This window comes from Nonomuraea sp. bgisy101 (genome assembly GCF_057708945.1).
Map to the genome: position 1 here is coordinate 38,297 of NZ_JBYITD010000015.1, position 26,149 is coordinate 64,445.

Annotated in this window: 18 protein-coding genes; 7 read left to right on the plus strand and 11 right to left on the minus strand. The window is 73.3% G+C overall.

What is annotated here, in order from left to right:
* Positions 1-77: 77 nt before the first annotated feature.
* Positions 78-1,325, plus strand: a complete 1,248-nt coding sequence (locus AC3EO4_RS27080; RefSeq protein WP_431898433.1) for a serine hydrolase domain-containing protein — start codon at positions 78-80, stop codon at positions 1,323-1,325.
* Between the two features lie 140 nt (positions 1,326-1,465).
* On the opposite strand, the gene AC3EO4_RS27085 is transcribed toward AC3EO4_RS27080, so the two are convergent.
* The 10 genes from AC3EO4_RS27085 to AC3EO4_RS27130 all read right to left on the minus strand — a co-directional run bounded on the left by AC3EO4_RS27085 (position 1,466) and on the right by AC3EO4_RS27130 (position 17,902).
* On the minus strand, positions 1,466-3,565 hold the full coding sequence (locus tag AC3EO4_RS27085; protein WP_431898434.1) for a hypothetical protein: 2,100 nt from the start codon (positions 3,563-3,565) through the stop codon (positions 1,466-1,468).
* Positions 3,566-3,573: 8 nt separating this feature from the next.
* Positions 3,574-7,212: a vWA domain-containing protein gene (locus tag AC3EO4_RS27090; RefSeq protein WP_431898435.1), complete on the minus strand. Its 3,639-nt coding sequence runs from the start codon at positions 7,210-7,212 to the stop codon at positions 3,574-3,576.
* The gene (locus AC3EO4_RS27095) at positions 7,209-8,375 is read right to left on the minus strand and encodes an ATP-binding protein (RefSeq protein WP_431898436.1); all 1,167 of its coding nucleotides are present in this window, start codon (positions 8,373-8,375) and stop codon (positions 7,209-7,211) included. The genes AC3EO4_RS27090 and AC3EO4_RS27095 overlap by 4 nt, the downstream gene beginning before the upstream one ends.
* A 45-nt stretch (positions 8,376-8,420) precedes the next feature.
* Entirely contained in the window at positions 8,421-13,292 is a 4,872-nt protein-coding gene (locus AC3EO4_RS27100; RefSeq protein WP_379575775.1) for a DNA-binding protein, read from the minus strand.
* A gap of 2 nt (positions 13,293-13,294) precedes the next feature.
* Positions 13,295-14,161, minus strand: coding sequence for a DUF4132 domain-containing protein (locus tag AC3EO4_RS27105; RefSeq protein ID WP_379575776.1), 867 nt, complete (start codon positions 14,159-14,161; stop codon positions 13,295-13,297).
* Positions 14,162-14,338: 177 nt separating this feature from the next.
* Positions 14,339-14,746 (minus strand): YybH family protein, encoded by a 408-nt coding sequence (locus AC3EO4_RS27110; RefSeq protein WP_379575777.1) that lies wholly within the window; start codon positions 14,744-14,746, stop codon positions 14,339-14,341.
* Between the two features lie 126 nt (positions 14,747-14,872).
* Positions 14,873-15,727, minus strand: coding sequence for an NAD(P)-dependent oxidoreductase (locus tag AC3EO4_RS27115; protein WP_379575778.1), 855 nt, complete (start codon positions 15,725-15,727; stop codon positions 14,873-14,875).
* Positions 15,724-16,326 carry a TetR/AcrR family transcriptional regulator gene (locus AC3EO4_RS27120; RefSeq protein ID WP_379575779.1) on the minus strand — a complete coding sequence of 201 codons (603 nt, stop codon included), beginning with the start codon at positions 16,324-16,326 and terminating at the stop codon, positions 15,724-15,726. Before AC3EO4_RS27120 ends, AC3EO4_RS27115 begins: the two co-directional genes overlap by 4 nt.
* A 34-nt stretch (positions 16,327-16,360) precedes the next feature.
* Positions 16,361-17,338, minus strand: coding sequence for a GntR family transcriptional regulator (locus AC3EO4_RS27125; protein ID WP_431898437.1), 978 nt, complete (start codon positions 17,336-17,338; stop codon positions 16,361-16,363).
* 255 nt (positions 17,339-17,593) lie between these two features.
* On the minus strand, positions 17,594-17,902 hold the full coding sequence (locus AC3EO4_RS27130) for an NIPSNAP family protein (RefSeq protein WP_379575781.1): 309 nt from the start codon (positions 17,900-17,902) through the stop codon (positions 17,594-17,596).
* A gap of 232 nt (positions 17,903-18,134) precedes the next feature.
* Here AC3EO4_RS27130 and AC3EO4_RS27135 point away from each other — a divergent pair, with 232 nt between their 5' ends.
* Positions 18,135-19,103, plus strand: a complete 969-nt coding sequence (locus AC3EO4_RS27135) for a MerR family transcriptional regulator (RefSeq protein ID WP_431898438.1) — start codon at positions 18,135-18,137, stop codon at positions 19,101-19,103.
* A 32-nt stretch (positions 19,104-19,135) separates the two neighbouring features.
* On the opposite strand, the gene AC3EO4_RS27140 is transcribed toward AC3EO4_RS27135, so the two are convergent.
* Entirely contained in the window at positions 19,136-20,479 is a 1,344-nt protein-coding gene (locus AC3EO4_RS27140; protein WP_431898439.1) for an aminotransferase class I/II-fold pyridoxal phosphate-dependent enzyme, read from the minus strand.
* A gap of 130 nt (positions 20,480-20,609) precedes the next feature.
* Between AC3EO4_RS27140 and AC3EO4_RS27145 the strand changes: the two genes are divergently transcribed.
* The 5 genes from AC3EO4_RS27145 to AC3EO4_RS27165 all read left to right on the plus strand — a co-directional run bounded on the left by AC3EO4_RS27145 (position 20,610) and on the right by AC3EO4_RS27165 (position 26,148).
* Positions 20,610-20,912 (plus strand): hypothetical protein, encoded by a 303-nt coding sequence (locus AC3EO4_RS27145; protein ID WP_379575783.1) that lies wholly within the window; start codon positions 20,610-20,612, stop codon positions 20,910-20,912.
* Positions 20,909-22,063 (plus strand): N-methyl-L-tryptophan oxidase, encoded by a 1,155-nt coding sequence (solA, locus tag AC3EO4_RS27150; protein WP_379575784.1) that lies wholly within the window; start codon positions 20,909-20,911, stop codon positions 22,061-22,063. Before AC3EO4_RS27145 ends, solA begins: the two co-directional genes overlap by 4 nt.
* Positions 22,064-22,128: 65 nt before the next feature.
* Positions 22,129-23,649 carry an aldehyde dehydrogenase gene (locus AC3EO4_RS27155; RefSeq protein WP_379575785.1) on the plus strand — a complete coding sequence of 507 codons (1,521 nt, stop codon included), beginning with the start codon at positions 22,129-22,131 and terminating at the stop codon, positions 23,647-23,649.
* Positions 23,650-23,733: 84 nt separating this feature from the next.
* Positions 23,734-24,438 carry a hypothetical protein gene (locus AC3EO4_RS27160; RefSeq protein WP_431898440.1) on the plus strand — a complete coding sequence of 235 codons (705 nt, stop codon included), beginning with the start codon at positions 23,734-23,736 and terminating at the stop codon, positions 24,436-24,438.
* 93 nt (positions 24,439-24,531) lie between these two features.
* Complete coding sequence (locus AC3EO4_RS27165; RefSeq protein ID WP_431898441.1) at positions 24,532-26,148, plus strand: FAD-dependent oxidoreductase; 1,617 nt, start codon at positions 24,532-24,534, stop codon at positions 26,146-26,148.
* Position 26,149: the final 1 nt, after the last annotated feature.

Below are 26,149 nucleotides of genomic sequence, written 5' to 3' on the forward strand. Positions count from 1 at the left end.
TGATCCGCTAGATATATGACCATGCAAAAATACGCGCCTCACTCATCCGAAACGGCGGCCGGAAGGTGGACGCGGGAATGCTGAGCAGGCGGAGATTCCTCCAGGCCGGTGCCGTGACGGTGCCGGCCATCACATGGGGCGCCACGGCGGCCCGCTCCGCACTCGCCGCGACGGTGGAGACCTCAGGGGTGGCGCCCACCGCGCTCGCCGGCTTCGACAGGGTGCTCAAGACCTTCATCGTCGAGCGCGGAATCTCCTGCGCCCAGCTCGCCATCTCCAAGAACGGCAAGCTCGTGCTCGCCAGGGGCTACCGGTACTCCGACGACGGCAGGGCCATCCCCGCGGTGACCCCGACCTCGCTGTTCCGCATCGCCAGCCTGAGCAAGCACATCACGGCCACGGCGATCATGAGGCTGGCGCAGGACGGCAAGCTCAACCTGTCGGCGTCGGTCGCCACCCTCCTGGGACTGCCGACCACCGCCGACGCCCGGCTGGCGACGGTGTCGGTGTGGCGGCTGCTGCAGCACACCGGCGGCTGGGACCGCGACGTCTCCGGCGACTACCTCTACATGGACCACGCCATCTCCAAGGCGCTCGGCGTCCCGCTGCCGATCACCCAGGACCACATCATCAAGTACGCCGGCAGCCGCCCGCTCGACTTCGAACCCGGCACGAAGTACGCCTACAGCAACTACGGCTACATGCTGCTCGGGCGGATCGTCGAGAAGGTCTCGGGGATGAGCTACGAGTCCTATGTCAGGCAGCGCATCCTGGCGCCCGTGGGCATCACCCGCCTCCGGCTCGGCCGTACCCTCAGGTCGCAGGCGGCGCCCGGCGAGGTGATCTACGAGTCCGACGGCACCGCCGTGACCGTGACGGACGCGTCGGGCGCGGTGGTGCCGAGGCCGTACGGCGGCTTCAGCATGACCAACCGCGGGCCGGGCGGCGGATGGCTGGCCTCAGCGGTCGACCTGGTGCGGTTCGCGAAGGTGCTCGACGCGCCGGGAGCGGTGCTGAACGCGACGTCCATCAACAGGATGCTCGCCAAGCCGAACCCACTCCTCACCGACGGTGTCGCCTGGTACGGCGCCGGCTGGTGGGTGCGCCAGGTGCCTGGACACCTCAACACCTGGCACAACGGGTCGTTGCCCGGGACCTACACCTACCTGGCCAGGCTGCAGAACGGTTTCACCTACGCGGCTCTGTTCAACAGGGGCGAGGAGAGCGGGTCCCCCGACTTCGACGGGCTCAGCCCGCTGATCAACGCCGAGATCGGCAAGGTGACCACCTGGCCGACCACGGACCTCAGCTCGCGCTACTTCTAGCTCGGCCTCGCCTCGCCGGCTCAGCATGCGTCGCCTCGCGCGGGCTCACGTTCGTCGCCTCGCGTGCAGGGGCGTCCAGCTCCGTGATCGTCGGGTACGGCCGGGCAGGGGTTCCCCGCCCGGCCGTACCCTCCACGCCGTCACACCGCGGGCTGCCAGGAGGCCCGAACCAGGGCCCGTTCCGTCGCGGCGAGATGCGTCGCGGCGGCCAGCCACGCCCACGCGTATCGATCGGCGTCGGACTCGGCCAAGCGGCCGAACACGTCGCGAGACCTGCGGTCGGCCTCGGCGGTGAGCTCGGTGACCAGCTCCGCGGCGGCCATGAACCCGGCGCCGCGCAGGGCGGAGGCCTGGACGCGGGCGTCTCCGCTGCGCGCCGGTTCGGCCACCGCCCTGCGCCCGCCCGACACGGCCAGCTCGACCAGGCGACGCACCCGCCACAGCGGCGCGCCCGCCAGCGGGTCCACGTCGTCGCCCGCTTCCGCCTGCCACGGGAGGCACGCGTCCTCCGGGGGAAGGTGGGAGCCCTGCAGGCGGTCGTAGCCGAGGTCGGCCCTGCCCTGCCATTCGGGCGGAAGGCGTAGGGTCGCCTCCGCGCCCGGCACGGGCCCCACGGCGAGCGGCACCAGGGTGGCGGCCCTGTCGGGATCCACCCGGCCCACCACGCGCACCAGCAGGCCGGGGCGTGAGGCGAGCCGCCGCAGGTTGTCGAGGTGGGCCAGGGCGGGATGCAGGCCGGCGGGTACGAGCCGGATCAGCGGCCCGCCAGGCCGCGCCCGCGGTACCGGACCGCCGGCCGTCCGGCCCGCGCCGGACGGACCGCCCGGGACGGAGTCGTCGGCTGTGGTGACGGAGCCGGTCGTCACGCCCCCTGCGGCATCGGTCGTTTCGGCCGCGGGGGCGGGCAGGAGCTCGCGAGCGAGTACGGCGTCGCCGGCCGTTCCGACGATCACCAGGTCGCAGCCGACCGGTTCGCGGGCCACGTCCTGCTCGCGCCACGCGTCACCCGACAGCCGCGTCCCTGTGACGTCGGCCAGCGGGCGCGCGAACAGCGCGGCCAGCGGACCGGTGGTCCACGGCCTGCTCGGGAGCGGGGTGGCACGCACGCCCGCGCCCGCGCCCAGGCGGCCGTCGGGCGAGATCGTCGCACCGGTGATCAGCAGTCCCGCCCGCGCCAGTTGCGCGTGGTTCAGCATGGCCGAGCCGATGGCGACGGTCGCGGTGGCCGCCCCACGGGCGCGCGCCGCCCCGCCCGGCTTGACGTCGGCCACAGAGAACCACCGGCCGTCCTCGGTGACCAGGTGGGTGACCACGCCGCCGTATCCGGTGGCGCTGATCAACGGCTCCCTGCAGACGCCGTGCACCCGCAGGCTCCCGCCCTGCTCGTAGTTTCTGCGAACGCTGCCGACCAGCGCCGGATCAGGGTCGGCCATGGCCAGCCTGCCCGCGGTGAGCAGGAGCTCGCGAAGGGCGGACACCAGGTCGGCGAGGCGGTGACTGACGTGGCGTTCGCGAGCCGCTCTCAGGCCGCGCACGACGCGCAGCGCGGCGGCCTCCGCGTTGGGCAGCCCGGCCAGCCGGGCGGTGTGGGCGGCTCTGAGCAACTCCGCCTGGAGGACCGCGCCTGCCGCGGGAACCCCCGCCGCCAGCACCGCCGCCGCGGCGTCCCACAGCGCCGAGGCGGCCGCGACCTGCGCACGGGTGGGATCCGCCTGTTCGGGCGTGGCCGCGTGTCCGGCCGCGCCGGCGGAGGAGGCGGGATGGGGACCTGATCCGGAGCCGGTGTGGGATGCGGGAGCGGGGACCGCGCCCACCTGGGCATCGGTGCCGGCCCCGGTGACGGTGCCCGTCACCGTGTCGGTGACAGCCGTGGTGACGGCGCCAGTCGCGGTGCCGGCATCCACCACCGTGTCGGCGGGTGCGAGGGTGTCGGCGTCCGGTACCGGGCAGGCGCTCAGTACCGCCGCGCGATGCAGGCAGCGGGGTGCCAGCAGGCAACTGCACCGCGCCTGCCCCTCTTCCGCGATCACACCCGACGACCCCGGTGAGAGGGTGACCACCGCGTCCTCGCCGCAGGTGATCGTGATGCCCTCGCCGTCGGTGACGGCGGGCACGGCGGCGTACTGCTCGACCGCCGCGTCCAGCTTCTTCCGCAGCCTGGAGGTCAGGCACTCGACGGCCGCGGCCACCACGTGCGGTGCGGCGGGCGGGAGTGCTCCCGCTGACGGATCGGTTGACATCGGGGCGTTCACCGGGCTTCTCCGCGGAGGCGGTCGCCCACCCATCGGGCGAGGGCGAGCGGGCTGAGGGCGGCGACGGGCATCCCGGCCGCGACGAGCTGCTGGGCGACGGGTATCGAATAGCGGGGGACACCGCTGTCGTCGAGCGCCGCACACCCCAGCAGGTGGACGCCCGAGCCCGCCAGGGAGCGGACCTCGGCGAGCAGGCCGCCGATCGGGTACCCCTCCTCGAAGTCGCTGACGACCACGACGAGCGTGCGGCTCGGCACGGTGACCAGGGACCTGGCGTGGGCGAGCCCGGCGGCGATGTGCGTTCCGCCGCCGACCTGCACCTCCAGCAGCAGGGAGAGCGGGTCGGCGACCCTGCCCGTCAGGTCGATCACCTGCGTGGAGAACGACAGGAAGTGGGTGGAGAGCGTCGGCACGCCCGCCAGGACCGCGGCGGTCAGCGCCGACCAGATGACCGACGCCTCCATCGAGCCGGACACGTCGACCACCAGGATCAGCCGCCAGTCGGCCTCCTTGCGGGCTCTGGTGCTGAACACGGGCCGTTCGGGGACCACCATCAAGCTGCCGTCGTCCATGCGGCGCGTGTGCGACAGGTTGGCCCGCAGGGTGCGGGGGAGGTCGAGCCGTCCGCCAGGACGGCGGGTCGGGCGCGGCGTGGCCAGCCCGCTCAAGGCGGGCCGCAGCCTGGTGGCGAGCTCGCGGGTGAGCTCGGCGACCAGGTGGCGGACGAGTGGCCTGAGCTTGGCCAGCCGCTGCTCGGGCAGGCCGCCCGCCAGCGTCAGCACGGAGGTCAGCAGCTCGACGGACGGCCGCACCGCGGCGGGGTCGAGGACGTCCAGCACGTCGGTTCGCCCGGCCTCGGCGGCTCTGGCCAGTACCTCCTCACGGACGTCCGTGCCGAACAGCGCCTCGAGCTCTTCGGCCCACTCGCGAGCGGTGGGGAACGAGTCGCACCTCCCGCCGGAGTTCCCTCCTTCGTCCTGGCCAGGCCCGAAGTCGTTCGCGCCTTCGCCGCGACCGGCGCCGTACAGCTCGTCCAACGCGCGCGCGTAGGAGCGCGCGCTCGCGGGGAGCCGGTCGGACTCCCTGCCGAGCAACAGCCGCCACCGGTCGGCCGGCCTGAACCTCCGCGCGACGACGAGCCCCTGAGCGGCCATGTCATCCAGTACGGCCGGGCGGCCCTCAGGGAGCGCGTCACCCGGAGGTGCCTGCGGGGCGTCGGCCGGCTGATCCGGATGCTTCGGTGGGCGGCTCCTCGTGTCGAGGGATGCGTCGGCCGCGCGATCGCGCGTCTCGGGAGAGGCGCCCGGCTCGTCGGAGAATCCCTCGCCGAGAGGGAGCCGGAGCGCCCGCAGGGCGGCCAGGCCCGCCGCGTCGGCCGCGGCCCACATCGCGAGCAGCGCGGGCGGGGCGTCCAGCGCCACGTCGAGCCGGTCGCCGAGCCGTTCCGACACCGCGTTCAGCAGCCTGGCGCGTCCGGCAGGGGCCAGGGTGTCGAACCCGCCCCGCAACGCCGGCAGCCGGTCGAGGAACTCCTTGTCGGCCAGCGCGTCGACCCGGTCCATGAGCGGGCCGAGCGCCGCGGGAGCCGACTGGAGCAGGGGCGCCGCCGCCGCGAGCACGCCGCTCAGCAGCCGGCTCAGGCGGCGGCGCCCGTCCGCGTCGGTGGCGGTGTCGACCCATCCGGCAGCCCTGGCTCCGAGCACGTCGGGGCCGTCGAGGTCGAGCAGCACCCGAGCGGCGAGCGCCGCCCCCTGGATGAGCGGCGATCCGGAGCGCGCGAGAGCGGCCAGCGTGTCGTCCATCCGCAGCCCGAGGCGTTCCTCCCCGGCCCTGCCTGCCAGGGCGACCAGCGCGGCCGCGTCCTCCGGCTGGTCGCTTCCCGCCAGGCCGGGCAGCGCGCGGACCGCGGCGTCGAGCAGTGTGCCCGCCAGCTCCGCCGCGTGCTCGCGCCCCTCGGGCGTGGTGCCGGGCAGGTGCTCGCGGCGCAGCGCTTCGAGCAGGTCGAGCGCGTCGAGCAGTTCGGCGAGCGTGGCGGCGGCGGGCAGCGCGTCGGCGGCGTCGGAGAGACGGTCGGCCACCAGTTCGGGCAGGTCGCAGCGGGCCGCGGCGCGCAGGCCGTCCAGGATCAGCGCGCAGGTGGGTCCTGCCTCGGCGGACTCGCGGCGGAAGTTCTCGCGCAGCGTGCCCGCGGCGGCCTGGGCGAGGGTCACCCCGCGGACGCCCGCCAGGTCGAGCAGCGCGGGGACCGCAGGAGTCCAGGCCAGGCGCCATCTCGTGGAGAGCGCGGTGCCGTCACCTGTTCCCGCCACCTCGACGGGTTCGCCGTATCCAACGCCGCAGACCACCAGGCGGCGCAGCGCCACCTCCCTGCGGGCGTCCAGGTCGGAGCGGAGCGGGTCGAGCCGTACCTCCCGGGGCTCGGGGTTGTCGGGGCACGGGAGCCGCAGGGCGGCGAGCTCGGCCTCGACGGCGGGACCGAGCCCGGACCGGGGAGTGCCGGGGGCGGTCCTGCCTCGCTCCGCGCCGACGAGCACCTTGTCGAGAGCCTGGGCCAGCGCGCGGCCCCTGCCGAGGGGTTCGCCCTGGCCGAGTACGGTCGTCACCGCTTCGAGCAGCTCGCCCCTGCCGGGGGCGGGCAGCCCGCGCAGCCGCGCGAGGTCGCAGGCCAGGCGGAGAGTCTCCACGGCCTCGCCGGTGCCCGCGGTGTGCCCGGCGGCGCGCAGCTCCCTGCACACGTCGGTGATCGCGCGGGCGGCGCCGTCCCTGACCAGGTCGGGGTCGCCGCCCGCCGCGAACACCGCCTGCTGCCAGCGGGGGTCGCGGATGCCGGCGGGGTAGCCGGACCGCGAGTCGAGCAGGTCGAAGGCGTAGGGCACGAGCGAGGTGACAGACGCAGGAGTGCCGGGCACCGCAGGATCGGGCGGCGGATCGGAGGAGACCAGCGCCGGAGCGTGGAAGGCGCCGACCACGGCCGCGACGCGCCGCCCACCGGCCGCCGCGCCGGCGAGGACACGGCGCATGTGCGCCTCCCGCGCCAGGTCGCTGGCCGGCACGCCGCCTGCCGCCTCGGCGTCGCGGCGCAGCGCCCAGCCGACGCCGAGGGCGGCACGCCGCACCGCTTCGGGCGGGCAGCCGGGCGCGAGGACCTCCACCGCCCTGTCCCACATGTCGTCACCCTCGCGGCCCGTGCCGGAGGCGGACAGCCCGCGGGCGTACGGCGCGCCGCCCGAGCCGCCGGCGGACGCGTCGGGCGCGTGCCAGCCGGGGTCCGACAGCGGGAGGTCGCAGCAGATCACCTCGGCGCCGCGCTTCCACGCCCACCGGACGGCCACCAGCTCGGGAGAGAAGTCGGCGAACGGGTAGAACCCGAGCCGCCCTTCCGCCCCCGACCCCGCGAGGGCCACCGGCGCGATGGTCGCGGGATCGGCCAGGTACTCCAGCCACGGCTGGAAGTCCGAGGGCAGCTCGACACAGACCACCTCGACGTCGGCCGCGTCGAGCAGCGCGGGCAGCGCCACCGCCAGCGCGGGGCTGTGGTGGCGCACCCCCAGCAGGTACGGCACGCCGGACGCCGCCAGCGCGGCGACGGCCCGCCGGGGATCGGCTGCCCTGTCGTCGTGAACCAGTGCCGTCAACGGAGGCTCTCCCGCAGGTCCCAGAGCCTGCGCCACATGGCCGAGCCGTCCTCGGCCCTGCGCCGCACCGGCCCGTCCCAGTAGCCGAGCAGCCGCCCGTGGTCGGCGGGGTCGTCCTTGCGGACCACGCCGAGCAGGTGGCCGGGCACCAGGTCGAGGACGTCGCCGCTCGGCAGGTAGGCGGCGGCGACGCCCAGCGAGGCGGCGACCTGCACGGCCTCGGCGGTGGACATCACCGTGCCGGGCCGTTCGACGTCCCAGCCCTCGTCCGAGCGGCCGGTGCGCAGGTCGCGGAAGACCGTGACCAGCGCCTCGAGCACGGCGTCGTCCACGGCGAACGCGGCGCCCGCCCGCTGGACGACCGCGGTGGCCTGCCGGCGGACGAGGGTGGTCTCGGCGCCGGCGTCGGAGATGGGGTCGACGGTCTCGAAGTTGAAACGCCGCTTCAGCGCGGCCGACATCTCCGAGACGCCGCGGTCGCGGAGGTTGGCCGTGGCGATCACGGTGAAGCCCGGCGCGGCGGCCACCTGCGCGTCGGCGGTGCCGGCGAGCTCGGGCACGCTGACCCGCCGGTCGGACAGGATCGACACGAGCGCGTCCTGCACCTCGGGCAGGCAGCGGGTGATCTCCTCGATCCTGGCGACGCGTCCCGACCGCATGGCGGTCAGCACGGGGGAGTCGACGAGCGCGCCGCGGCTGGGGCCCTGCGCGAGCAGCAGCGCGTAGTTCCAGCCGTAGCGGAAGGCGTCCTCGGTCGTGCCCGCGGTGCCCTGCACGGTGAGCGCGCTGGTGCCGCACACCGCGGCGGCCAGCAGCTCCGACAGCATGGACTTGGCGGTGCCGGGCTCGCCGACCAGCAGCAGTCCGCGTTCGCCCGCGAGGGTCACCACACACCGTTCGACGAGCGCCCGTTCGCCGACGAACTTGGCGGCGATCTTCATGCGGGCCGGGGTGCCGTCGTCGGGACGGCGGTTCTTCGGCACCTCCAGCGTGTCGTCACCGCTGCCGCAGATGAACGTCACGACCGCGCGCGGCGTCAGGGCCCAGCCGGGCGGGCGGGGGCCGTCGTCGTGGGCGGCGAGGAAGGAGAGCTCGGCGGCGTGCCGCTCCTCGGCGGGCAGCACCTGCCGGGGAGCGGTCGCCTGGTCTTCTGTCAGGGTCATGGAAGGGAAGTCCTCGAGGTCGTGGATTGGGGTAGGTGACCGGGCTCAGCGGCGCTTGCCGCGCCTGACCTGGAGCTCGGCGAACCGGGGGGCGTCGCCGTCCTTCACGCGCCGCCAGGCCCTGCCGTACAGGCCGGCGGCGGGCTCGGCGGGAACGAGCGGGCCGTTCCGGTTCTCGGACACGTCGAACAGGGGCGTCTTCCACTGTTCCAGCGGAAGGCGCGGCGACCTGAGCTCGCGCCAGCCGCCGGGCAGGAACAGCGAGCGCCCTGCCCGGTTCCTGGTGGCCTCGACGACGAGGTCCGTGGCGGCCAGCTCGGCGCGGGCCGACCTGAGCCTGGCGGGCTTCCAGCCGGTCCATCGGGCGACGTGGCGATCGGTGGGATCGGGCATGGCCAGCAGCATCAGGTACAGGGCCGCGGCGTCCTCGCCGAGGCCGTGCTCCTTCGCCACCTCGACCACCAGGTCGGGCACCGACCTGGTGGGGTCCTGCGGCCACCATGTGCCGTCGGCGTCACGCTCTCCCGCCACGGGGTCGCCGGGGTCGGCGAGGAGCGCCTCGAACCGCGGGTCGCGGGCGGTGCGCAGCGCGATGTCGACGGGGAACGGCTCCTCGGTGGCGAGGAGGGCGCGCAGGTAGGGATCCTCGCCCGCCGCGTCGAGCAGGGCGACGCGGATGCCGGGCGCGGGCCGGTCGTCGTAGGTCGGCATGACGAGCGCGCCGTACCTCTCGTAGCCCTCGGTGACCTCGGTCGGCGCGCCTGCGGCCTTCCTGAACGCGGGCAGGTCGACGTACCGGTCGAGGTCGAGCATCAGGCCAGGGGCGGCCAGCCGCGCGCGGACCGCCGCCAGTGTCTCGGGCAGCTTCGCGCGGATCGGGTCGCCCGCGGGGAGCCGGTGCGCCAGCCAGCCCGCCGTGTCGACGGCCACGACGAGGGCGTCGCCGGTGAACCCCGCGCTCGCCCCTTCGGTGGCCGCGACGCGGTCGCCGCTGACCGTCCACACCAGGTCGCGGGTCAGCTCGGGCGCGGCGGCCGGGTCGAGGAGCATGCCGAGCGCCCGGGCGCTGTCCCATTCGGTCTTCAGCGCGCGGCCGGCCTCGGCGGCGAGCCATTCGGGGATCGGCCTGCGCCGCCCCACCGCCTCGATCCAGATCCGGGCCGCGCGGGCGACGTCGGGGCCGTCCGTCCAGAGCCTCGCCGGGTCGTCCGGCAGGAGAGCCGCGACGACCGCCCTGCGGACGGTGACGCTCACCTCGCGCAGCTCGTCCTTGGCGATGGCGGCGTCACCGACCTTCACCCCGAGCGCGGCGCGCGTCTCCTTCGGCAGGAAGCTCCGCTCATGGCTGTCCACGTACGGCATGCCGGACACGACCAGCCTGGCCAGCGTCGGCGAGACGCCGGTGAGCAGCGCGAACTCCTCCGCCGCCGCCGGCCGCCACGGCGCGGGGCCCCGCGCGTCCAGCTCGGCGAGGAACGCCTCGAGCCAGCCCGCCTGCCCGGTTCCGCCGACAGGGGAGGATGACTTGACGGTGTAGGGGGCGGGGACCTCGAACCGGCCCGCGGGGTCGTGGAACAGCGCCGTCCACTCACCCCCCGCGTCGTCGACCGTCCAGCGTACGAAGGCGAGCAGCGCGCCGCCGGCCAGCGGGAGCAGGCCGAGCCAGGTGCCGGCGCGCAGGCCGCCCTCTGCCGTGCGCACGTGGTGGTTGTCGAGGCGCAGCGACATCCGGCGCCACCGGTCCTGACCGGCCGTGACGGGCAGGCCGAGGCCGTGCAGGTCGCCGAGCAGGCCGCGCAGTACCGTGCGGTGATCCTCCTCGGTCGTCGCCGCCGCGGCCTTGACCGCCGCCGCGGCGGGGTGGTCGAGCAGCGCGTCCCAGTGCAGCGCTGAGTCGGGCAGGCCGGGCAGGTCGAGGTGGGTGCGGCCGGCGGGCGCGGCGGGCGCGCCCTCCGCCACCGCGGCGCCGATCGCGTGCATGTGCCGGTGGGCGCCGTCGGTGTCCTGGCGGTGCCAGTAGTAGGGAACGAAGCTGCCGAGGCCGTTGAGCGCGGCGTCGATCAGCTCGTCCGTGGGCCCCACAGGTGCTGTCTCCCTGTGGCCGCCTTCGAGCACCTCGGTGAGCCTGGTCACGACGTCGCGCAGCGCGGTGCGCTGGGCGGCGGCGAAGCGCACGACCCCGGCGATGCCGGCCACGAGCGCGTCGTCGCTCACCTGCGGCAGCACCGCACGGATCCGCGCGGGCAGGTCGTTCTCCTTCGCCTCGCCCGCGTCGAGCAGGGCGGACGCGGTGTCCCTGCCGACGCGGCGCAGCGCGGCGGAGCCGTCCGCGTCTCTCGGCCTCAGGCAGTGCCAGTAGCGCACCGGCGGCAGGATGAGCGTGCCCGCCGCGAACGCGCCGGGAGCGGCGTCGGTCCTGGCGGTGGCCGTGACGACACCGTCGGCGTCGACCAGGGCGACCTGGTAGCTCCCCGGCCGCACGACGGCTGTGTGCCGCTCGTCCGACGGGAACGTCAGCGCGCGCACCGGAGGCCCGCCGTCGGGTCCGACGGTGACGGTCCGACCGGACAGGTCCTCGCCGCGCATCGATCCGTCGGGCAGCCGCACCACCCGCCAGCCATATACGCCGTCCACGGGGACGGCGGCCGGGGTGACCTCGTCCGAAGGGGCGGGCAGCACCCAGCCCGCGTGGAAGGCGCTGCCGGCCGGCGCGGAGCGCAGCGCGTCGGCGAGGAAGCCCGGCCTGGCCTTCCTGCCGCGGCGTCCGCCGACGGGGTCGAACTCGTGCCAGTCGGCTCCGCCCCGGTCGTCCTCCTCCCACGTCCACACCCAGAACGAGGTGCCGTCGCTGATCACCGATCGCTCGTCGGGCATGGCCGTGTCGCCCTTGTGCAGCAGCGTGTGGCCGGTCGTCCGCCCGCCCCCGGGAACCGGCAGGGTGACGGGGTCGTCGCCGCGGTACCAGTCCATGCGGGTGCCGCGGGGGCCGCTGCCGCCTTCCATCGGGCGCGGACGGTCGGGGGCGTTGTGCCAGTATCCGCGCAGCCCGCCGTCCAGCGCGCGGGACTGCCAGTAGACGAGCAGCTCGCCGTCCACGTGGTGGAAGCCGAGGTCGCTCCAGGTGTCGTCGGCAGGCACGCGGAGGTCGTGGGTGAGCACGGCGCCCTCGGCGCCGAGCACGCGGACCTGCGCCGAACCCCCGACGACGAGGTACGGCCAGGCGTCGGCGACCACCAGGTCGTCGATGTCCTTCTTCGGCACGAGGGCCGCGGCCGCCTCGTCCCACGCCGGCCAGCCCAGCTCGTCGAAGAGCCCGGCGCGCAGGGTCCTGGCGAGCACCTCGGCGACGTCGGCGCCGGCGGCCGCGCGCACCTCCTCCTCCGCCAGGGCCAGCGCCTCGCCGGGCAGCCAGGCCAGCTGCCGCATGGCGCCCGGCAGGTCGGGCAGCCCCGCGGCCGACGACCGCGCGGCCACCTTCCGCACCCACTCGGCCAGCAGGGGTCGCCCGCCGGGGGATCCGGCCAGGAGCCGGACGGCCCGCCTGCCGTCCTCGTCGTCGCAGAACCTGTCGGCGGCGTAATGGAAGGCCCGGTGATAGCGGGCGTCGGCGGCCAGGGCGAGCAGGTCGCGCTGGCCTTCGCCGCGTGCCCACTCCTCCAGCCGCAGTGAGCCCGACGCCGCCGAGTCGGCCACGGGGATGTCGAGAGCGAGCAGGAGATCCAGCAGGTCGACGTCGTACTCGACGGTCAGCGCCCCTCCGGAGGCGGCGAGCTCGGACCGCACGACGTCGGCCACTCGCTCCACCAGCGCGTACAGGGCGGGCAGGCGGGGCGGGACGCCCCAGGCCTCGTCGCGGGCCTTCAGGAAACGCTCGAGCCAGCCCGCGGTACCGTCGCCCGGCCGCTCCTGCTCGGGCACCTCGCCGCCGGCCAGGCCCACGGTCGCGCCCGACCCTTCGAGGATGTCCAGCCAGAGACCGGGCAGGTCGTGATCCCCGGCCTGCGGCATGACGTTCAGCAGCTTCCCGCGCGTCTCGGGATCGCGCAGGGCCAGCGCCGTGATCGCCGGACGGTGCGCCTTCCACCAGCCGGTCGGGGCCAGCAGGGTGGCAGACAGGCCGAGCAGCCGGGCCAGGAACGCCTGCTCCTCGGCGTCGGCGTCGGCGCCCGCGGCCTTGGCCAGCCTGCGCAGATCCGTCGCCATCTGCGTCGACGGCGGGAGCCCTCCCGCGGTGCGCCGCACGCACAGCCGCGCGAACCTGCGCAGCGCCTCGTCCGCCGGCAACCGGGCAGCCAGCTCCCTCGCGTAGCCGGACAGCACCTTGACCGGTAGCGCTCCCGCCAGCGCGAACTCGAGGAACACCGCGTCGAGCCGGTCCTCGTCGACCGCCAGGCCGTGCTGCGCCTCCGCCTTGCGCGCGTGGCCGAACAGCTGCGCGGCGTAGGTGGCGTTCTCGACCTCGAGGAACACCCGGCCGGCCTGCTCGTAGAACGTGGGCAGGAAGTGCGGGACCGACGCGGCCAGCCTGCCGGCGAGCTCCTGGTAGGCGTCCAGCGCGGCCTTGGGCTTGGACTTGGCCTGCCGCGCCGTGCGCTCCAGCTCCGGCACGACGGCGAGCGCGTGGTGACCGTCCTCAGGATGGTGCACCAGCACCCACTCGGGGAAGCCGAGAGACCGGCGCGAGCCGAGGCCGACGACCTCCGGCTCCCTGTCGGGCGACAGGCCGAGGAAACTCGCCGCCAGGTCCTCGGCCGCGCCGAGCTCGGCGGCGACCAGGCGGACCACCACCCGGCCGTCTAGGCCCGGATGGCGGTAGGTCCTGGCGGTCAGCGGCACCGCCCGCTCGCCGGCCCCCTCGGTGCCCGGAGGCAGCACCGCGCCCGCCCTCAGCAGCTCCTCCGCCGGCGACATCCGCATGCTCACGCGTCCTTCCCCTCGTCGACCCGCCGTCCGGCGTAGAGCGCCGCCGCCATCCGCATCCCCTCCGACCAGGCCACAGGGCCCACCTCGCGAAGCGGGAGCGACCTGCCCTCCTGGTCGTTCCAGCTGAGGCCGCCCGTCGTCACCTCGTCGTCCCAGTACGGCTCGCCGATCCACACACTGGCCTCGGTGATGCGCTCCGCGTCGCGGACCCTGCAGGTGGCGTAGCCGCCGGACACCCGGTAGCCGAGCGAGGTGGCGCGCGCGGCCAGCCCGAACCTGGAGTCGTACCTGCCTCCGGCGAACTCCTTCACCTCGGTCGCCTTCTCGGCGAGCTCCGCCGGCTTGTGCCAGGTGGCGCGGTGGATCTGCTCGACCTTCTGGACGAGGCCCAGTTCGGCGGCGAACTCGCGCAGGTCGTCGAGATCGGGCAGCAGCACCGGGTGCGGCAGCGTCACCGTCGTGGGCGACAGCCGTACGGTCTCGCCGTCGAGGTTGACCACCCGCAGCTCACCGGCATCGGTGGCGTCGCGCAGGAACCCCACCTCGTCGGGGTCGTCGCCGACCACGGCCATGTCCCGCAGCGCCGACTGCCAGGCCTCATCCGGCCACACGCGGGCCAGCAGGCCGGTCGGGACGGGCAGGGCCGAGACCATCCAGAGGTCGACCTGGGCCACGCACGCGGCGGCGTGCCGGTCGAGCCACTCGGCGAGGCGGCGCAGCCGGTCGACCTCCGGATGCTCCTTTAACGCCTTCGGCAGCGATTTCAGCTGCCGTCCCGCCGCCCTGCCGGACGTGGCCCTCGCCGCGACCCTGCCCTCTATGAGGGCGACTTCGTACCCGTCGCCCGCCGCCAGCCAACCCAACGCTGCCCCGCCTTTCGCCGTCGTCGAACACACGGGAACGTCAGCTCCCGCCCGCTGTGATGCGCGGAACGCTAGCGGCGCCGACCGACAAAAGCACCCGAGTCCGACACTTCGGGGTAAGGGGGCGGCCGAAGAGACCGCGTACCGGCGCGGCTTCCGCCCCGCGACCCGCCGGGGTCAGCCGACGGCAGGACCGACAGGGAAGGAGTGGTGCTCATGGACGACCACCCAGCGGCCGTCGTCCTTGCGGAGGCCGAGCGTCAGCCGCAGGCGATTGTCGGGGTTGGCGGCGAACTCCTCCCGGGTGCCGCACCGCAGCAGCGCGTGGGCGAAGGCGACGTCCTCACCGGCGGTGACCTCCAGCGACTCGATCTCGAACGAGGCGCCGTTCGCCTGCCACTGGAAGAAGGGCGGCCACGTGTCACGGTAGGCGTCGAGGCCGCGCACGCCCTCGTAGGGCGGCGGAACGTCGAACATCACGATGTCCTCCGCGTGATCAGCGAGAACCCCCTTCAGGTCACCGCCGTGGACCGCTTCGGCCCAGAGCTCGATCAGTGCGCGGATCCGCTCGTCGTCGGTCTGCATGACTTTCCTTTCGGGTCGGTGCGTCCTTCAGGACTACAACCCGCGCGGATCCGCAGACTCATCGCGAGGCCGCCGAGGGCCGGAACCCGCTCGCGCCGCGGGCTCCGGCCGTGCCTGGCGGCGAACCTAGGCGGACGGGAAGCTGGCGAAGTAGCCGGCCGCCATGTCGTCGTCGCCGTGCCCCTGCGACTCGGCTCGCCTGAACCGCTCGCCGGCGGCCTCGGCCAGGTCCACCGACACGCCCGCCCTCGCGGCAGCTTCGGCGATGAGCCGCGTGTCCTTCTCGGCATTGCGCACGGTGAAACTGGGCGTGTAGTCCCCGCCGACGATGGCCTTCATCTTCGCCTGCAGGTAAGGGCTGTCCATCGGCCCGCCGGTGATCACCTCGCCGAACAGCGCGGGGTCCACCCCGAGCCCCTTGGCCAGCGCGAGAGCCTCGGCCAGCACGGAGGTCAGCGCGATCCCGAAGCCGACCGTCGTGAGCTTGAGCCGGGTGGCCGCCCCCGGCTCGCCGACCCACAGCGTCTTGCCGCCGACGGCGGAGAAGACCGGTTCGAGCCGCTCGTCGGCCGGCCCCGCCGCCAGGATGACCAGGGTGCCCGCTTCGGCGGGCTGCCTGGTGCCCTGCACCGGCGCGTCCACGAAGACGAGACCGTGGGCGCGGGCGAGTTCGCCGAGCCGTTCGAGGGCGGCCACGCCGACCGTGCTCATCTGCGCCCATACCTGACCGGAGCGCAGTCCGGGGGCGGCGGCGGACATGGCGTCATGGACCGCGTCGCCGTCGTTCAGCATCGTGATGACGACGTCGGCGCCGGTCACGGCCTCGGCAGGGTCGGCGGCGACGACGGCGCCGTCCGCCTGCAGCGGCAGCGCCTTGTCCTTGGTCCTGTTCCAGACCCTGACATCGAGGCCGGCCTTCAGCAGGTTGCGTGCCATGGCCGCGCCCATGATCCCCGTACCCAGCAGCGCGACGGTGGTCATAGCGAACTCCTATCGTGAATGAACAGTACAGATAGCGCCAGATCGACGACCGCCACGAGGCGCCGCCGGTCGGCGCCCGCCTTGCCCTGGACGCGCAGCCCCTGGATCGTCGTCATGACGAAGTCGGCCATCGCGGTCACGTCGGCGTCGGGCGGCAACTCGCCGCGCGCCCTGGCGCCGCGCAGCAGGGCGGTGAGGGCCATGGCATTGCGGTCGAGCGCCCCGCCGGCCACGCGGGCGGCCACGGGGTCGCCGGGCAGGCGTTCCGTCACCGTGTTGGTGATCAGGCAGCCGCGCCGCTCCGGGTCCGCGACCGTCGCGTCCACGAGGTGAAGCAGCACGTCACGGAGCACCTCGTGGACGGGGGCCGCGCTCTCCATCCGGGCGATCAGTTCGGCTGAGGACCGCTCGGCGTAGCGCGTGAGCGCGGCCTCGTAGAGCCCCTCCTTGCTGCCGAACGCGGCGTACAGCGAGCCGCGGCCGATCCCCGTCGCCTCGACCAGATCCTGGACCGAGGTCGCGGCGTAGCCCTTTCGCCAGAAGACGCCGACCGCCTCGTCGATGACCGCGTCGGTGTCGAACTCCCTCGTCCTTGCCACGCGAGGTACTCTAGTCCAGATCTGGAACAAACAGTCAAGATTCGAGGTCGGCCAGGGCCCTCCGCGCGTAGGCGCGCACGTCCGCGTCGGTGTCGGTCAGCACCGATCGCAGGGCGGCGCCGACCTCAGGGGAGGCCGCCCACGGTGTGAGCGCGAGCACGGACGCCTTGCGCACGTCGAGGTTGGCGTCCGACAGCGCCGCCACGAGCGGCCCCACGGCCGTCGACCGGTCCGCCGCGCCCAAGCAGCGGGCCGCGCCCACCCGCACCTGCCAGTCGGCGTCCTTCAGCCCGCGTACGGCCTCCGCCTCCATCGGCTGCCCGACGGTGCCCGACGACTCCAGCGCGGCGGCCCTGACCAGCGGATCGCCGTCGGCGGCGAGCACCGCCAGCGCGCCCGACGGCTTGCCGATGAGACCCAGCCCCCTGGCGACCCAGACCCGCACCTCCCTCGAAGGGTCGCCCGCGGCTGCGGCCACCAGGTCGGATTCGTCCAGCGAGACCAGGCCGCGGATCGCCTCGATGCGCACCCTGCGGTCGGCGTCGCCCAAGCCCGCGCCGAAGGTCTGCCTGCCGCCCAGCCGGAGGGCGCGCAGCACGTCGAGCCCGGTCGCCCGGACCACGGCGTCCGCGCTGGCCAGCCGTTCGGAAAGCGCGGCGCCCAGTTCGGGGGTGGCGGGCAGGACCTCGACGAGCTCCCTGAGACCGGTGGCGGTGGCCCGCCGCTCGGCCAGGCCGAGCAGCCGGTGCAGGCCGTGCGGGTACTTCTCGGCGGCCACCGTGGTGCCCACGCCGGGGCAGCGCTCGACCAGACCCTCGTCGCGCAGCAGGTCGAGCGCCTCGCGGACGGTGTTCCTCGAGACGCCGAACTCGCGTGCGAGCGCCGCCTCCAGCGGCAGCTGGCCGCGCGCGACCTGCCCGTCGACGATCTGCCTCCTCAGCAGGTCCGCGACCTGCCTCGCCCGATCCGCCCGGCGTCGTCGGACGTCCGGCACGGCCGCAACCCGGTCCATACCCGCCTCCCTGCTCGCCCTCCGTCGCGCATCAACCTAGCAATCAGGTAGGAAAATAGGGATAACGGTCGGATTGCGCCACCGACAGCACGCACGGCGTGGCGCCGACCTGCTGTTCCGGCAGGACAGCGGCAAGATCTGCCACCGCCGCCGGCCGTACGTCCGGCTGTGGCGGGCCGTCAGCCTCCCGCGTGACGGCGACGTCACCACCCCGCGTGCGGTCCCGCGTCGCCGCCGGTCAGCAGCCCGTCGGCGCTAGTCGGGGAGCAGAGGTCGCATGAACGTCCGTTCGTACCGCACCACGCAGCCGCTCTCGTCCCTGATCCTGTCGGCGGCGATGAAGTCGGGATGCTTTCCGAACAGCCCGCGATACTGCTCATAGGCGGCGAGGCTGGGGAAGCTGAACAACGCGAGCGCCTTGTCGCTGGCGCCTTCGGCGGGAAGGAAGTACCCGTGATGTGATCCGCCGTGCCGGTTCACCAACGCGATCCAACGGCGCGCGAACTCCTCGAACGCGGCCAGCTTCGTGGGGTCGATCGTGTAGTCGACGACACAGGTGATCACTTCTGTTCCCTCGGTGGGTTGTCGGTCGGACGTGCGTACCCGTCAAGGCCTGGTGAACGGTGAGCTCTTGCCCGCCGTCGTGACCTTCCATGCGCAGGCCGATCCAGCCGCGGGCTTCCATCCGTGTCGGGCCGGGCACGTCCTGCGGCGGTCGGGGGAGACGATCGCTTGACCTGCACCCGAAGGGACAGGTTTAGCGTGGGGGAGAGAGGTGACGCGAAGGGAGATTCCGTTGCGCGCGAGTGAGGCCGCTGTCGCCGCCGGGGTGAGCGTGAAGGCCCTGAAGTACTACGAGGACCTCGGCCTCGTGCGGCCTGCGCGCCTTCCCAACGGCTATCGGGACTACAGCGGGCAGGACGTCAGGCTGGTGGCGGAGATCCGCAACCTGACCTCGCTCGGCCTGTCACCGAAGGAAACCCGGCCATTCCTCGACTGCCTGCGCGAGGGGCACGAGGTCGGTGACGACTGCCCGGAATCGCTGGCGGCGTACCACCGCAAGATCCAGCAGCTGGACGCGTTCATCGCACGCCTTTCGCGGACCCGCCGGCAGCTGACGCGGCAGATGCACGCGGCGGCAGGGCGGGGCTTCGGATCCCATCACCCTGACCAGGAGCCGCCTGACATGCTGCCCCAGCCCGACATCCTGCCCGACGACCTGCCCGCTCCCGTCGACGACGGGGCCGCCCGGCACCTGCCGGGGCTCACCTTGCCGAAGCTCGCGTTCCCCGCCACCGACGGCGGAGAGGTACGGCTCGACGACGTGTGCGACGGACGCTGGGTACTGTTCGTCTATCCGCTGACCGGCAAGCCGGGGGCCGACATCCCCCAGGGCTGGGACGAGATCCCCGGCGCCCGCGGATGCAGTCAGGAAGCGTGCGGCTTCCGGGACCTTCTGGCCGCCCTGCGTGCGGAGGGCGCCGAGCGGGTCGTCGCGCTGTCGACGGACCGAGCCGAGTACCAGCGCGAGCTGGTCCGGCGCCTGCATCTGCCGTACCCCATGGTGTCCGACCCGACGTTCGCCCTCGGTCGCTCGCTTGACCTGCCGACGTTCGAGGCGAACGGCCTGACGTTGTACAAACGCCTCACCATGGTGGTGCGAGGCAACACGGTCGAGCACGTCTTCTATCCGATCTTCCCGCCGGACACGCACGCCGCCGAGGTGCTGGACTGGCTGCGCCGGAACCCGCTTTCCCACGCGTGAGCAGGTGACGCGGCGACGGGTCGTGGTCCGTCTCAGCCTCGCCGGGAGGCGCGCGGTCGCAGGACGTCGGCGATGTCGTCGGCGAGCCGGGAGGCGTCGGCGAGGTCGAGGGTCGACGTGGTGACGCGGATTCCCGGAGGGCAGGTCTTGCGGTAGGCGCCGCCGGGGCTGACAGCCCAGCCGCGGTGAGCCAGATCCACGGCCGCGTTGCCCTCCTGGTGGACGGGCACCCACACGTTCAGCCCTGTCGCTCCGTGGGCGGGCACGCCCCTGAAACGCAGCTCGGCGAGCAGCGCGTTACGGCGCGCGTCGTAGAGCTCCCTGGCCTGCCGCAGCCCCGCCTGGACCGCCGGGTCGCGCAGCAGGTGGACGACGGTGCGCTGCAGTATGTGCGACACCCAGCCGGGGCCGAGCGCGTGCCGGCCGAACACCCTGGCGAACAGGTGCGGCTCGGCGGCGACGATGGCCAGCCGCAGGTCGGGTCCGAGTGACTTGGCCACGGACCGCGCGACCGCCCACCGCTGGACCCGTCCGGCCAGGCTGGCGCGCGGCGGTTCCACGAGCGACAGGTGCTGGTCCTCGATCACGACCAGGTCCGGCCGGTCGGCGAGCGTCTGGGCCAGCTCGGCCGCCCTCCTGCCGGACAGGCCGGAGCCGAACGGGTTCTGCCCGCTCGGGGTGTGGACCAGCGCGGACGCCCCCCGCTCCAGCGCGGCCCGTACGGCCTCGGGCCGGAGACCCTCGTCGTCGACGGCGGCAGGGACGGCCTGCAGCCCGGCCGCGCGGATCAGGTCGAACAGGTCCGGGTAGCCGGGGTCCTCGACGATCACCCGGTCGCCCGGGCGGCAGCAGGCCAGCAACGCGCGTTCGACGAGGTCGAGCGCGCCGCTGGTGACCCCGACGTGATCGGCGGACAACCCCTTCACCAGCTCGTGCAACTGGGGCAGGACCAGGGAACGCAGCTCGGGGTCGATCGTGGGCTGGCCGTACAGCCGGGGGGTGTGGCTCTCCTCGGCGGCCGCGAGGAGGGCCGGTCGTAGGCTCGGCAGCAGCGCGCGGTCGGGCCCGCCGTGACTGAGGTCGATGCCAGGCGGCTGCGAGGGCGGGGCAGGGCTTGCGGGCAGGTCCAGCTTCAGCGGCGGTACAGGTGCGACGACGCTGGTGCGGCGCTCGTTCGTCACGATCACCCCGCGTTGCCGCAGTTCTGTGACGGCGCCGACGACCGTCGAGGGGCTGACACCGAGATGGCGGGCAAGGACGCGGACGGAGGGGAGCGGCTGGCCGGGCGCCAGCGTTCCGGCGCTGACCGCGCGCTCGACGCTGAGCACCAGCTCCTTCCTGCTGCGTCCGGTGATGACATCCTGCCAACCGCTCACTGTGCCTCCTCGTCGCCGACGCCTGGGTTCATCATGCCGAGCGCCTTGACCTCTCACCACGCTGGATGCTTCTATGACAGAACAGATGAACAACTGTACCAGTACAGAAGTCCTCATGGGGAGGAAGACGATGATCGCCCGTATCTGGCACGGCGCCACCTCGCTCGACAAATCCGGCGACTACCTGAGGCTGATGCGCGAAGTCGCCATCCCCGACTACCGCTCCACCCCCGGCAACCAGGGCGCCTACGTGCTGCACCACGAGGACGCGGAGGCGGCCCACTTCCTCACGCTGACGTTCTGGGAGTCCGAGCGGTCGATCGCCGCCTTCGCAGGCGACGACGTCACCGTCGCCAAGTACTACGACTTCGACAGCGACTACCTGCTGGAGAAGGAATCCCGTGTGACCCACTACCACCTGTACGACCGGTGAGCGCCCTGGACCTGCTGGTGGTCGGCGGGGGAGTGACGGGTACCGCCACGGCCTCGGCCGCCGCCCGGCGGGGACTGCGCACCCTCCTGGTCGAGCAGTTCCACATCGGCAACCCCCACGGAAGTTCCCACGGGCCGTCCCGCATCATCCGACTCGCCTACGACGGCGCCGACTACGTCGCTCTCGCGCGCGAGGCCTACGGGCTGTGGCGGAGGGTGGGGCACGATGTCCGGCAGCGGCTGCTGCGCGGGACCGGCGGGCTCGACTTCGGTTCAGCCGACACGCCGTCATTGCGGGCCACCGCCAGGACGATGGAGGCGTGCGACGTCGAATTCGAGCGGCTGTCGCCGGACGAGCTGGCCGGCCGGTTCCCGCAGCTGCGCCCGGACCCCGGCATGGAGGGCCTCTACCAGCAGGACGCCGGTGTGCTCGACGCCGACACCTGTGTACGCGCGCTGGCCACGGATGCCAGGGCGCACGGGGCCGAGATACGCGAGCAGGCACGCGTGCGCCGGCTCAGGCCCGTGCCCGGCGGAGTGGCCGCCGACGTCAACGGCGTGGACGTTCGCGCCGCGGCGGCCGTGATCGCCGCGGGATCGTGGACCCGTCCGCTGCTGGCCGAGATGGGACGCCCCCTTCCGCTGTCGGTGACGCGCGAGCAGGTCGCCTACTTCGCCGCCCCCTCCACCGCCTTCGGGCCTGACCGCTTCCCCGTCATGATCGAGCACCGGGCCGGCCGGCCCCCGATGATCTCGATGTTCCCCGAGCTCGAGCCGGGCGGCGGCGTGAAGCTCATGCTCGACCGCGACGGCCCGGAGATCGATGCCGGCGATCTGTCAGGAGTCGTGCACGAGCCGGCGCTCAAGCGGCTCATGGCACACGCCCGCCACCGGCTGCCGGGACTCGGGCCGCTCGTCCGTGCCGAGACCTGCCGGTACACCATGACACCCGACGAGGACTTCGTCCTCGACCTGCTTCCCGGCCAGGCCACGATCGGCGTCGCGTCGGCATGCTCGGGTCACGGCTTCAAGTTCGGCCCGGTCCTGGGGGAGATCATGGTCGATCTGCTCACGACGGGAACGACGGCGCGCCCGGTCTCCCGGTTCTCTCTCGACCGCCCGGCCCTGGCCGTACCGGCCTCCTCGCGATGACCGCCACGGCCCCACGACGCCGTCGAGGCGCCGCCGACCTCCGACCACAGGACAGGAGCGAACACATGCTGCTCGACCGCGACGTCGCCGAGATCAGCACCATGGCCGGACGGCTCCGGCCCGAGACGCGCGCCTTCATCGACGGCGAGTACCGCACCGGCGCGCTCGGTCACGCCTTCGCGACCGAGAACCCGGCGACCGGCGAGGTGATCGCCAAGGTGGTGATGTCCACCGGAGAGGACGTGGACGCCGCCGTCGTGTCGGCCAGGGCATCCTTCGACGACGGGCGCTGGTCAGGCCGCTCGCCCCGCGAGCGCGGCCGTGTGCTGCGACGCCTGGCCGAGCTCATGGACGAGCACCGGGAGGAGCTGGCACTGCTGGAGTGCCTCGACACCGGCAAACCCGTCCGCGACGTGCTCACCGGGGACATCGCGAAGTCGGCCGACATGACCCGATGGTACGGCGAGGCCGCGGACAAGCTGTACGACGAGGTGGCGCCGACGAGAACCGACGTGCTGGCCGTGGTACGCCGCGAGCCGCTCGGGGTGGTCGGCTGCGTCACCCCGTGGAACTTCCCGCTGTACCAGGCCGCCTACAAGCTCGGCCCTGTGCTGATGTCCGGGAACAGCCTGATCATCAAGCCTGCCGAGCAGACCCCGCTGACGACCATCCGGATCGCCGCCCTCGCCATGGAGGCAGGCCTGCCGCCCGGCGTGCTCAACGTGGTTCCCGGCGACGGCCCGACCACGGGTGCCGCTCTGGGCCGCCACCCGGACGTCGACGTCCTCGCCTTCACGGGCTCGACGCGGACGGCACGCCGGTTCCTCGGCTACGCCGCCGAGTCCAACGCCAAGAAGGTGTGCGTCGAGGCGGGCGGCAAGTCGCCGCACATCGTCTTTCCCGACGCCGCCGACCTCGAGGTCGTGGCCGAGGCGGTGATATGGGGGATCTTCTACAACCAGGGCCAGGTGTGCAGCGCGGGAAGCAGGCTGTTCGCCCACCGGGAGATCGTCGACGACCTGCTGGACCTCGTCGTACGGCGCGCACGCGAGCTGCGCGTCGGCGACCCGCTCGATCCGGCGACGCAACTGGGCGCGCTGATCAGCGCGGAGCAGAAGGCGCGGGTCATGCGGTACGTCGAGCGCGGCCGCGCCGAGGGCGCGCGGCTGGTCACCGGCGGCCACGAGGTGCTCGCCGAGACCGGCGGGCACTTCCTCGCGCCGACCGTGTTCGACCAGGTCCGCAACGACATGACGATCGCCCAGGAGGAGATCTTCGGGCCTGTGCTGTCCGTCCTCACCTTCGACGAGGTCGACGAGGTGGTGCGCATGGCCAACGACACCGTCTACGGCCTCGGCGCCGGACTGTGGTCCAGGGACATCGATCTGGCACTGCACGTGGCCGGGCGGCTGCGGGCCGGGCAGGTGTGGGTGAACGACTACGACGGCAGCGACTGGTCGGTCCCGTGGGGCGGGTTCGGGCAGTCGGGCACCGCGCGCGACAAGTCCCTGCACGCCGTCGAGGAGTACACCGCGCCGAAGGCGACCTGGATCCAGACGAGACCTCCCCGGCTCACACCCCGCTGACGCCCCTCTGCTCGCCGCTGAGCCCGCCAGGGCGGTTACACACCGTAGCGGAAGGATACGAAAGCCCGTACAGGGTGCGCTGGAATGGGGGACCGCATGCAGGGCAGTGCCGATCCGCCGGCGAAGAGCCTGCGCACTCCCCGCGCCGCGGGCGCCGCGGGCATCCTCGCCGCCCTGATGCTGGGCGGCGCCATGGTCCTGGTGCGCCTGGCGTTCCCCGGCCGGCCGCTCGACGCGGCCGAGTACCTCGCCGACACCTCAAGCCACCGTGCCCTGCGGGTGGCCCTGGTGCTGCTGCCGTACGGCGGGATCTTCTTCCTGTGGTTCATGGGGGCCCTGCGGGACTCGATCGGCGCGCGTGAGGACAGGTTCTTCGCGACGGTCTTCTTCGGCGCGGGCCTGCTGTACGTGGCGATGCTCCTCGTCTTCGGAGCGACGGCAGGCGCCTACCTCGACACGATCGAGGAGATGAAGGCCGCCGGACAGCCGGGCAACCTCCACCATTTCGGGCGCTATCTCACGTTCACCCTGCTCGCCGAGTACGCGCCCCGCATGGCCGCCGTGTTCACGCTGACGGCCACGACCATCGCCACCCGTCTCGGCATCTTCCCCCGCTGGCTCAGCGCGCTCGGCTATCTCGCCGGGCTGGTGCTCCTGCTCGTCGTCAGAACCGTCGTCTGGACGGAGATGCTGTTCCCCGTCTGGGTCCTGGCCGTGGGCTGTTTCCTGCTCGGCGCACCGCCGGCGGGCAATGGCGTCCGCCTGACCGCGAAAATACCCAATCCATGACCTTTCCTCGCTTATCGCCGAGAGAGTGCCGGGTAAGGGGGTGTCAGATCGGCCTGGGGGCGTGTCCCGGCCCAGATCGACGGGGGAGTGGCTGTGAGAGTTGTCGTTGATCTCACGCGCTGTCAGGGATACGGGCAGTGCGCCTTCCTGGCGCCTGACGCGTTCACGATGCACGGCCAGGAAGCCCTCATGTACGACACCGACCCTGGCGACGAACAGCGGGAGAAGGTGCTGCAGGCCGCCGCCGCATGTCCGGTCCAGGCCATCCACGTCGACAGGATGGCCACCCAGCACAGAACCGTGGACCCCGAGTTGCGCCATCCCACCAGGGACGGTGACGACGAGTTCAAGCGCAACGGGCACATCGTCATCGTCGGCGCCTCGCTCGCCGGTGGCCGGGCCGCCGGCGTCCTGCGAAGGGACGGCTTCAAGGGCACGGTGACCCTGATCGGCGACGAGCCGTACCCGCCGTACGACCGGCCGCCGCTGTCCAAGCAGGTGCTCGCAGGCAAGGTCGACGCCGAGCACACCATGCTTCCCCAGCTGCGCGACATCGACGTCGAATGGCTCGCGGGCACCCCGGCGACGGGACTGGACATCGGCGCCAAGCAGGTGCGCCTGGCCGACGGCAGGCAGATCGGCTTCGACAAGGTGCTGATCGCCACCGGCGCCCGCGCCAGGCCGTGGCCGAAGCAGGAGGAGGCGGCGCTCGACGGCGTGTACGTGCTGCGCACGCTGGACGAGGCCGACCGGATGCGCGAGCGGCTGGCCGTAGGGGTCGGGCGGGTGCTGATCATCGGGGCCGGGTTCACCGGCTCGGAGGTGGCCTCGGTCTGCCGCAGCCTCGGGCTGGAGGTGACCGTCGTCGAAGCGGGTCCCGCTCCGCTGGTCGGCGCGTTCGGCAAGGTGATCGGCGACATCGCCGCGGACATGCAGCGCGCGGCCGGAGTGGACCTGCGCTGCGAGGTCACGGTCACGGCGCTGGAAGGAGACGCCGACGGGCGGCTGGTCGGCGCGCGGCTGTCCGACGGCAGCAGGGTCGAGGCCGACATGGCCGTGGTCGCGCTCGGCGCGCTCCGCAACGTCGAGTGGCTGGAGGGTTCCGGCCTCGCGGCAGGACCCTGGGGGGTGGCCACCGACGCGGGCTGCCGCGCCGTCGACATCAACGGCCTGGTCACCGATGACATCTTCGTCGCCGGCGACGTCGCGCGGTTCCCGCACCCGGTCTACCACTACCAGTTCATGGCGCTGGAGCATTGGGGCAACGCCGTCGCCCAGGCCGAGATCGCCGCCCACAACATGCTCAGCGACCAGGCCCACCGCTGGCCGCACCTGTCGCTGCCGGTCTTCTGGTCCAACCAGTTCAACACCAACATCAAGTCCGTCGGCGTGCCCAGTGTCGCCGACGAGGTCGTCATCGCGCAGGGCTCGGTCGAGAACCGCCGGTTCGTCGCCGTGTACGGATACCGCGGAAGGATCACCGCCGCGGTCACCTTCGACCAGGCGATGTGGCTGGACTTCTACCGCGACCTCATCGAGCGGGCCGAGCCGTTCCCGCCCGACTTCCACATGGTCGGCAGACCCGAGGAACTGCGGCCCGTCCCGGCCGAGGTCCCGCAGCGGATGGCTCCAGCGGAGGGCGCGACCGTCGTGGTGACCGGCCACGATCCGGCCGAACGCCGCGTCTCGCTCGTACGGCATCAGCAGTAGG

Excerpts from the sequence above, each read along its gene's own strand:
- AC3EO4_RS27160 (WP_431898440.1), top strand. The coding sequence starts at position 23,734 with ATGGGGGACCGCATGCAGGGCAGTGCCGATCCGCCGGCGAAGAGCCTG.
- AC3EO4_RS27145 (WP_379575783.1), top strand. The coding sequence starts at position 20,610 with ATGATCGCCCGTATCTGGCACGGCGCCACCTCGCTCGACAAATCCGGC.
- AC3EO4_RS27155 (WP_379575785.1), top strand. The coding sequence starts at position 22,129 with ATGCTGCTCGACCGCGACGTCGCCGAGATCAGCACCATGGCCGGACGG.
- AC3EO4_RS27085 (WP_431898434.1), bottom strand. The coding sequence starts at position 3,565 with ATGTCAACCGATCCGTCAGCGGGAGCACTCCCGCCCGCCGCACCGCAC.
- AC3EO4_RS27100 (WP_379575775.1), bottom strand. The coding sequence starts at position 13,292 with ATGCGGATGTCGCCGGCGGAGGAGCTGCTGAGGGCGGGCGCGGTGCTG.
- AC3EO4_RS27095 (WP_431898436.1), bottom strand. The coding sequence starts at position 8,375 with ATGACCCTGACAGAAGACCAGGCGACCGCTCCCCGGCAGGTGCTGCCC.
- AC3EO4_RS27115 (WP_379575778.1), bottom strand. The coding sequence starts at position 15,727 with ATGACCACCGTCGCGCTGCTGGGTACGGGGATCATGGGCGCGGCCATG.
- AC3EO4_RS27080 (WP_431898433.1), top strand. The coding sequence starts at position 78 with ATGCTGAGCAGGCGGAGATTCCTCCAGGCCGGTGCCGTGACGGTGCCG.
- AC3EO4_RS27110 (WP_379575777.1), bottom strand. The coding sequence starts at position 14,746 with ATGCAGACCGACGACGAGCGGATCCGCGCACTGATCGAGCTCTGGGCC.
- AC3EO4_RS27125 (WP_431898437.1), bottom strand. The coding sequence starts at position 17,338 with ATGGACCGGGTTGCGGCCGTGCCGGACGTCCGACGACGCCGGGCGGAT.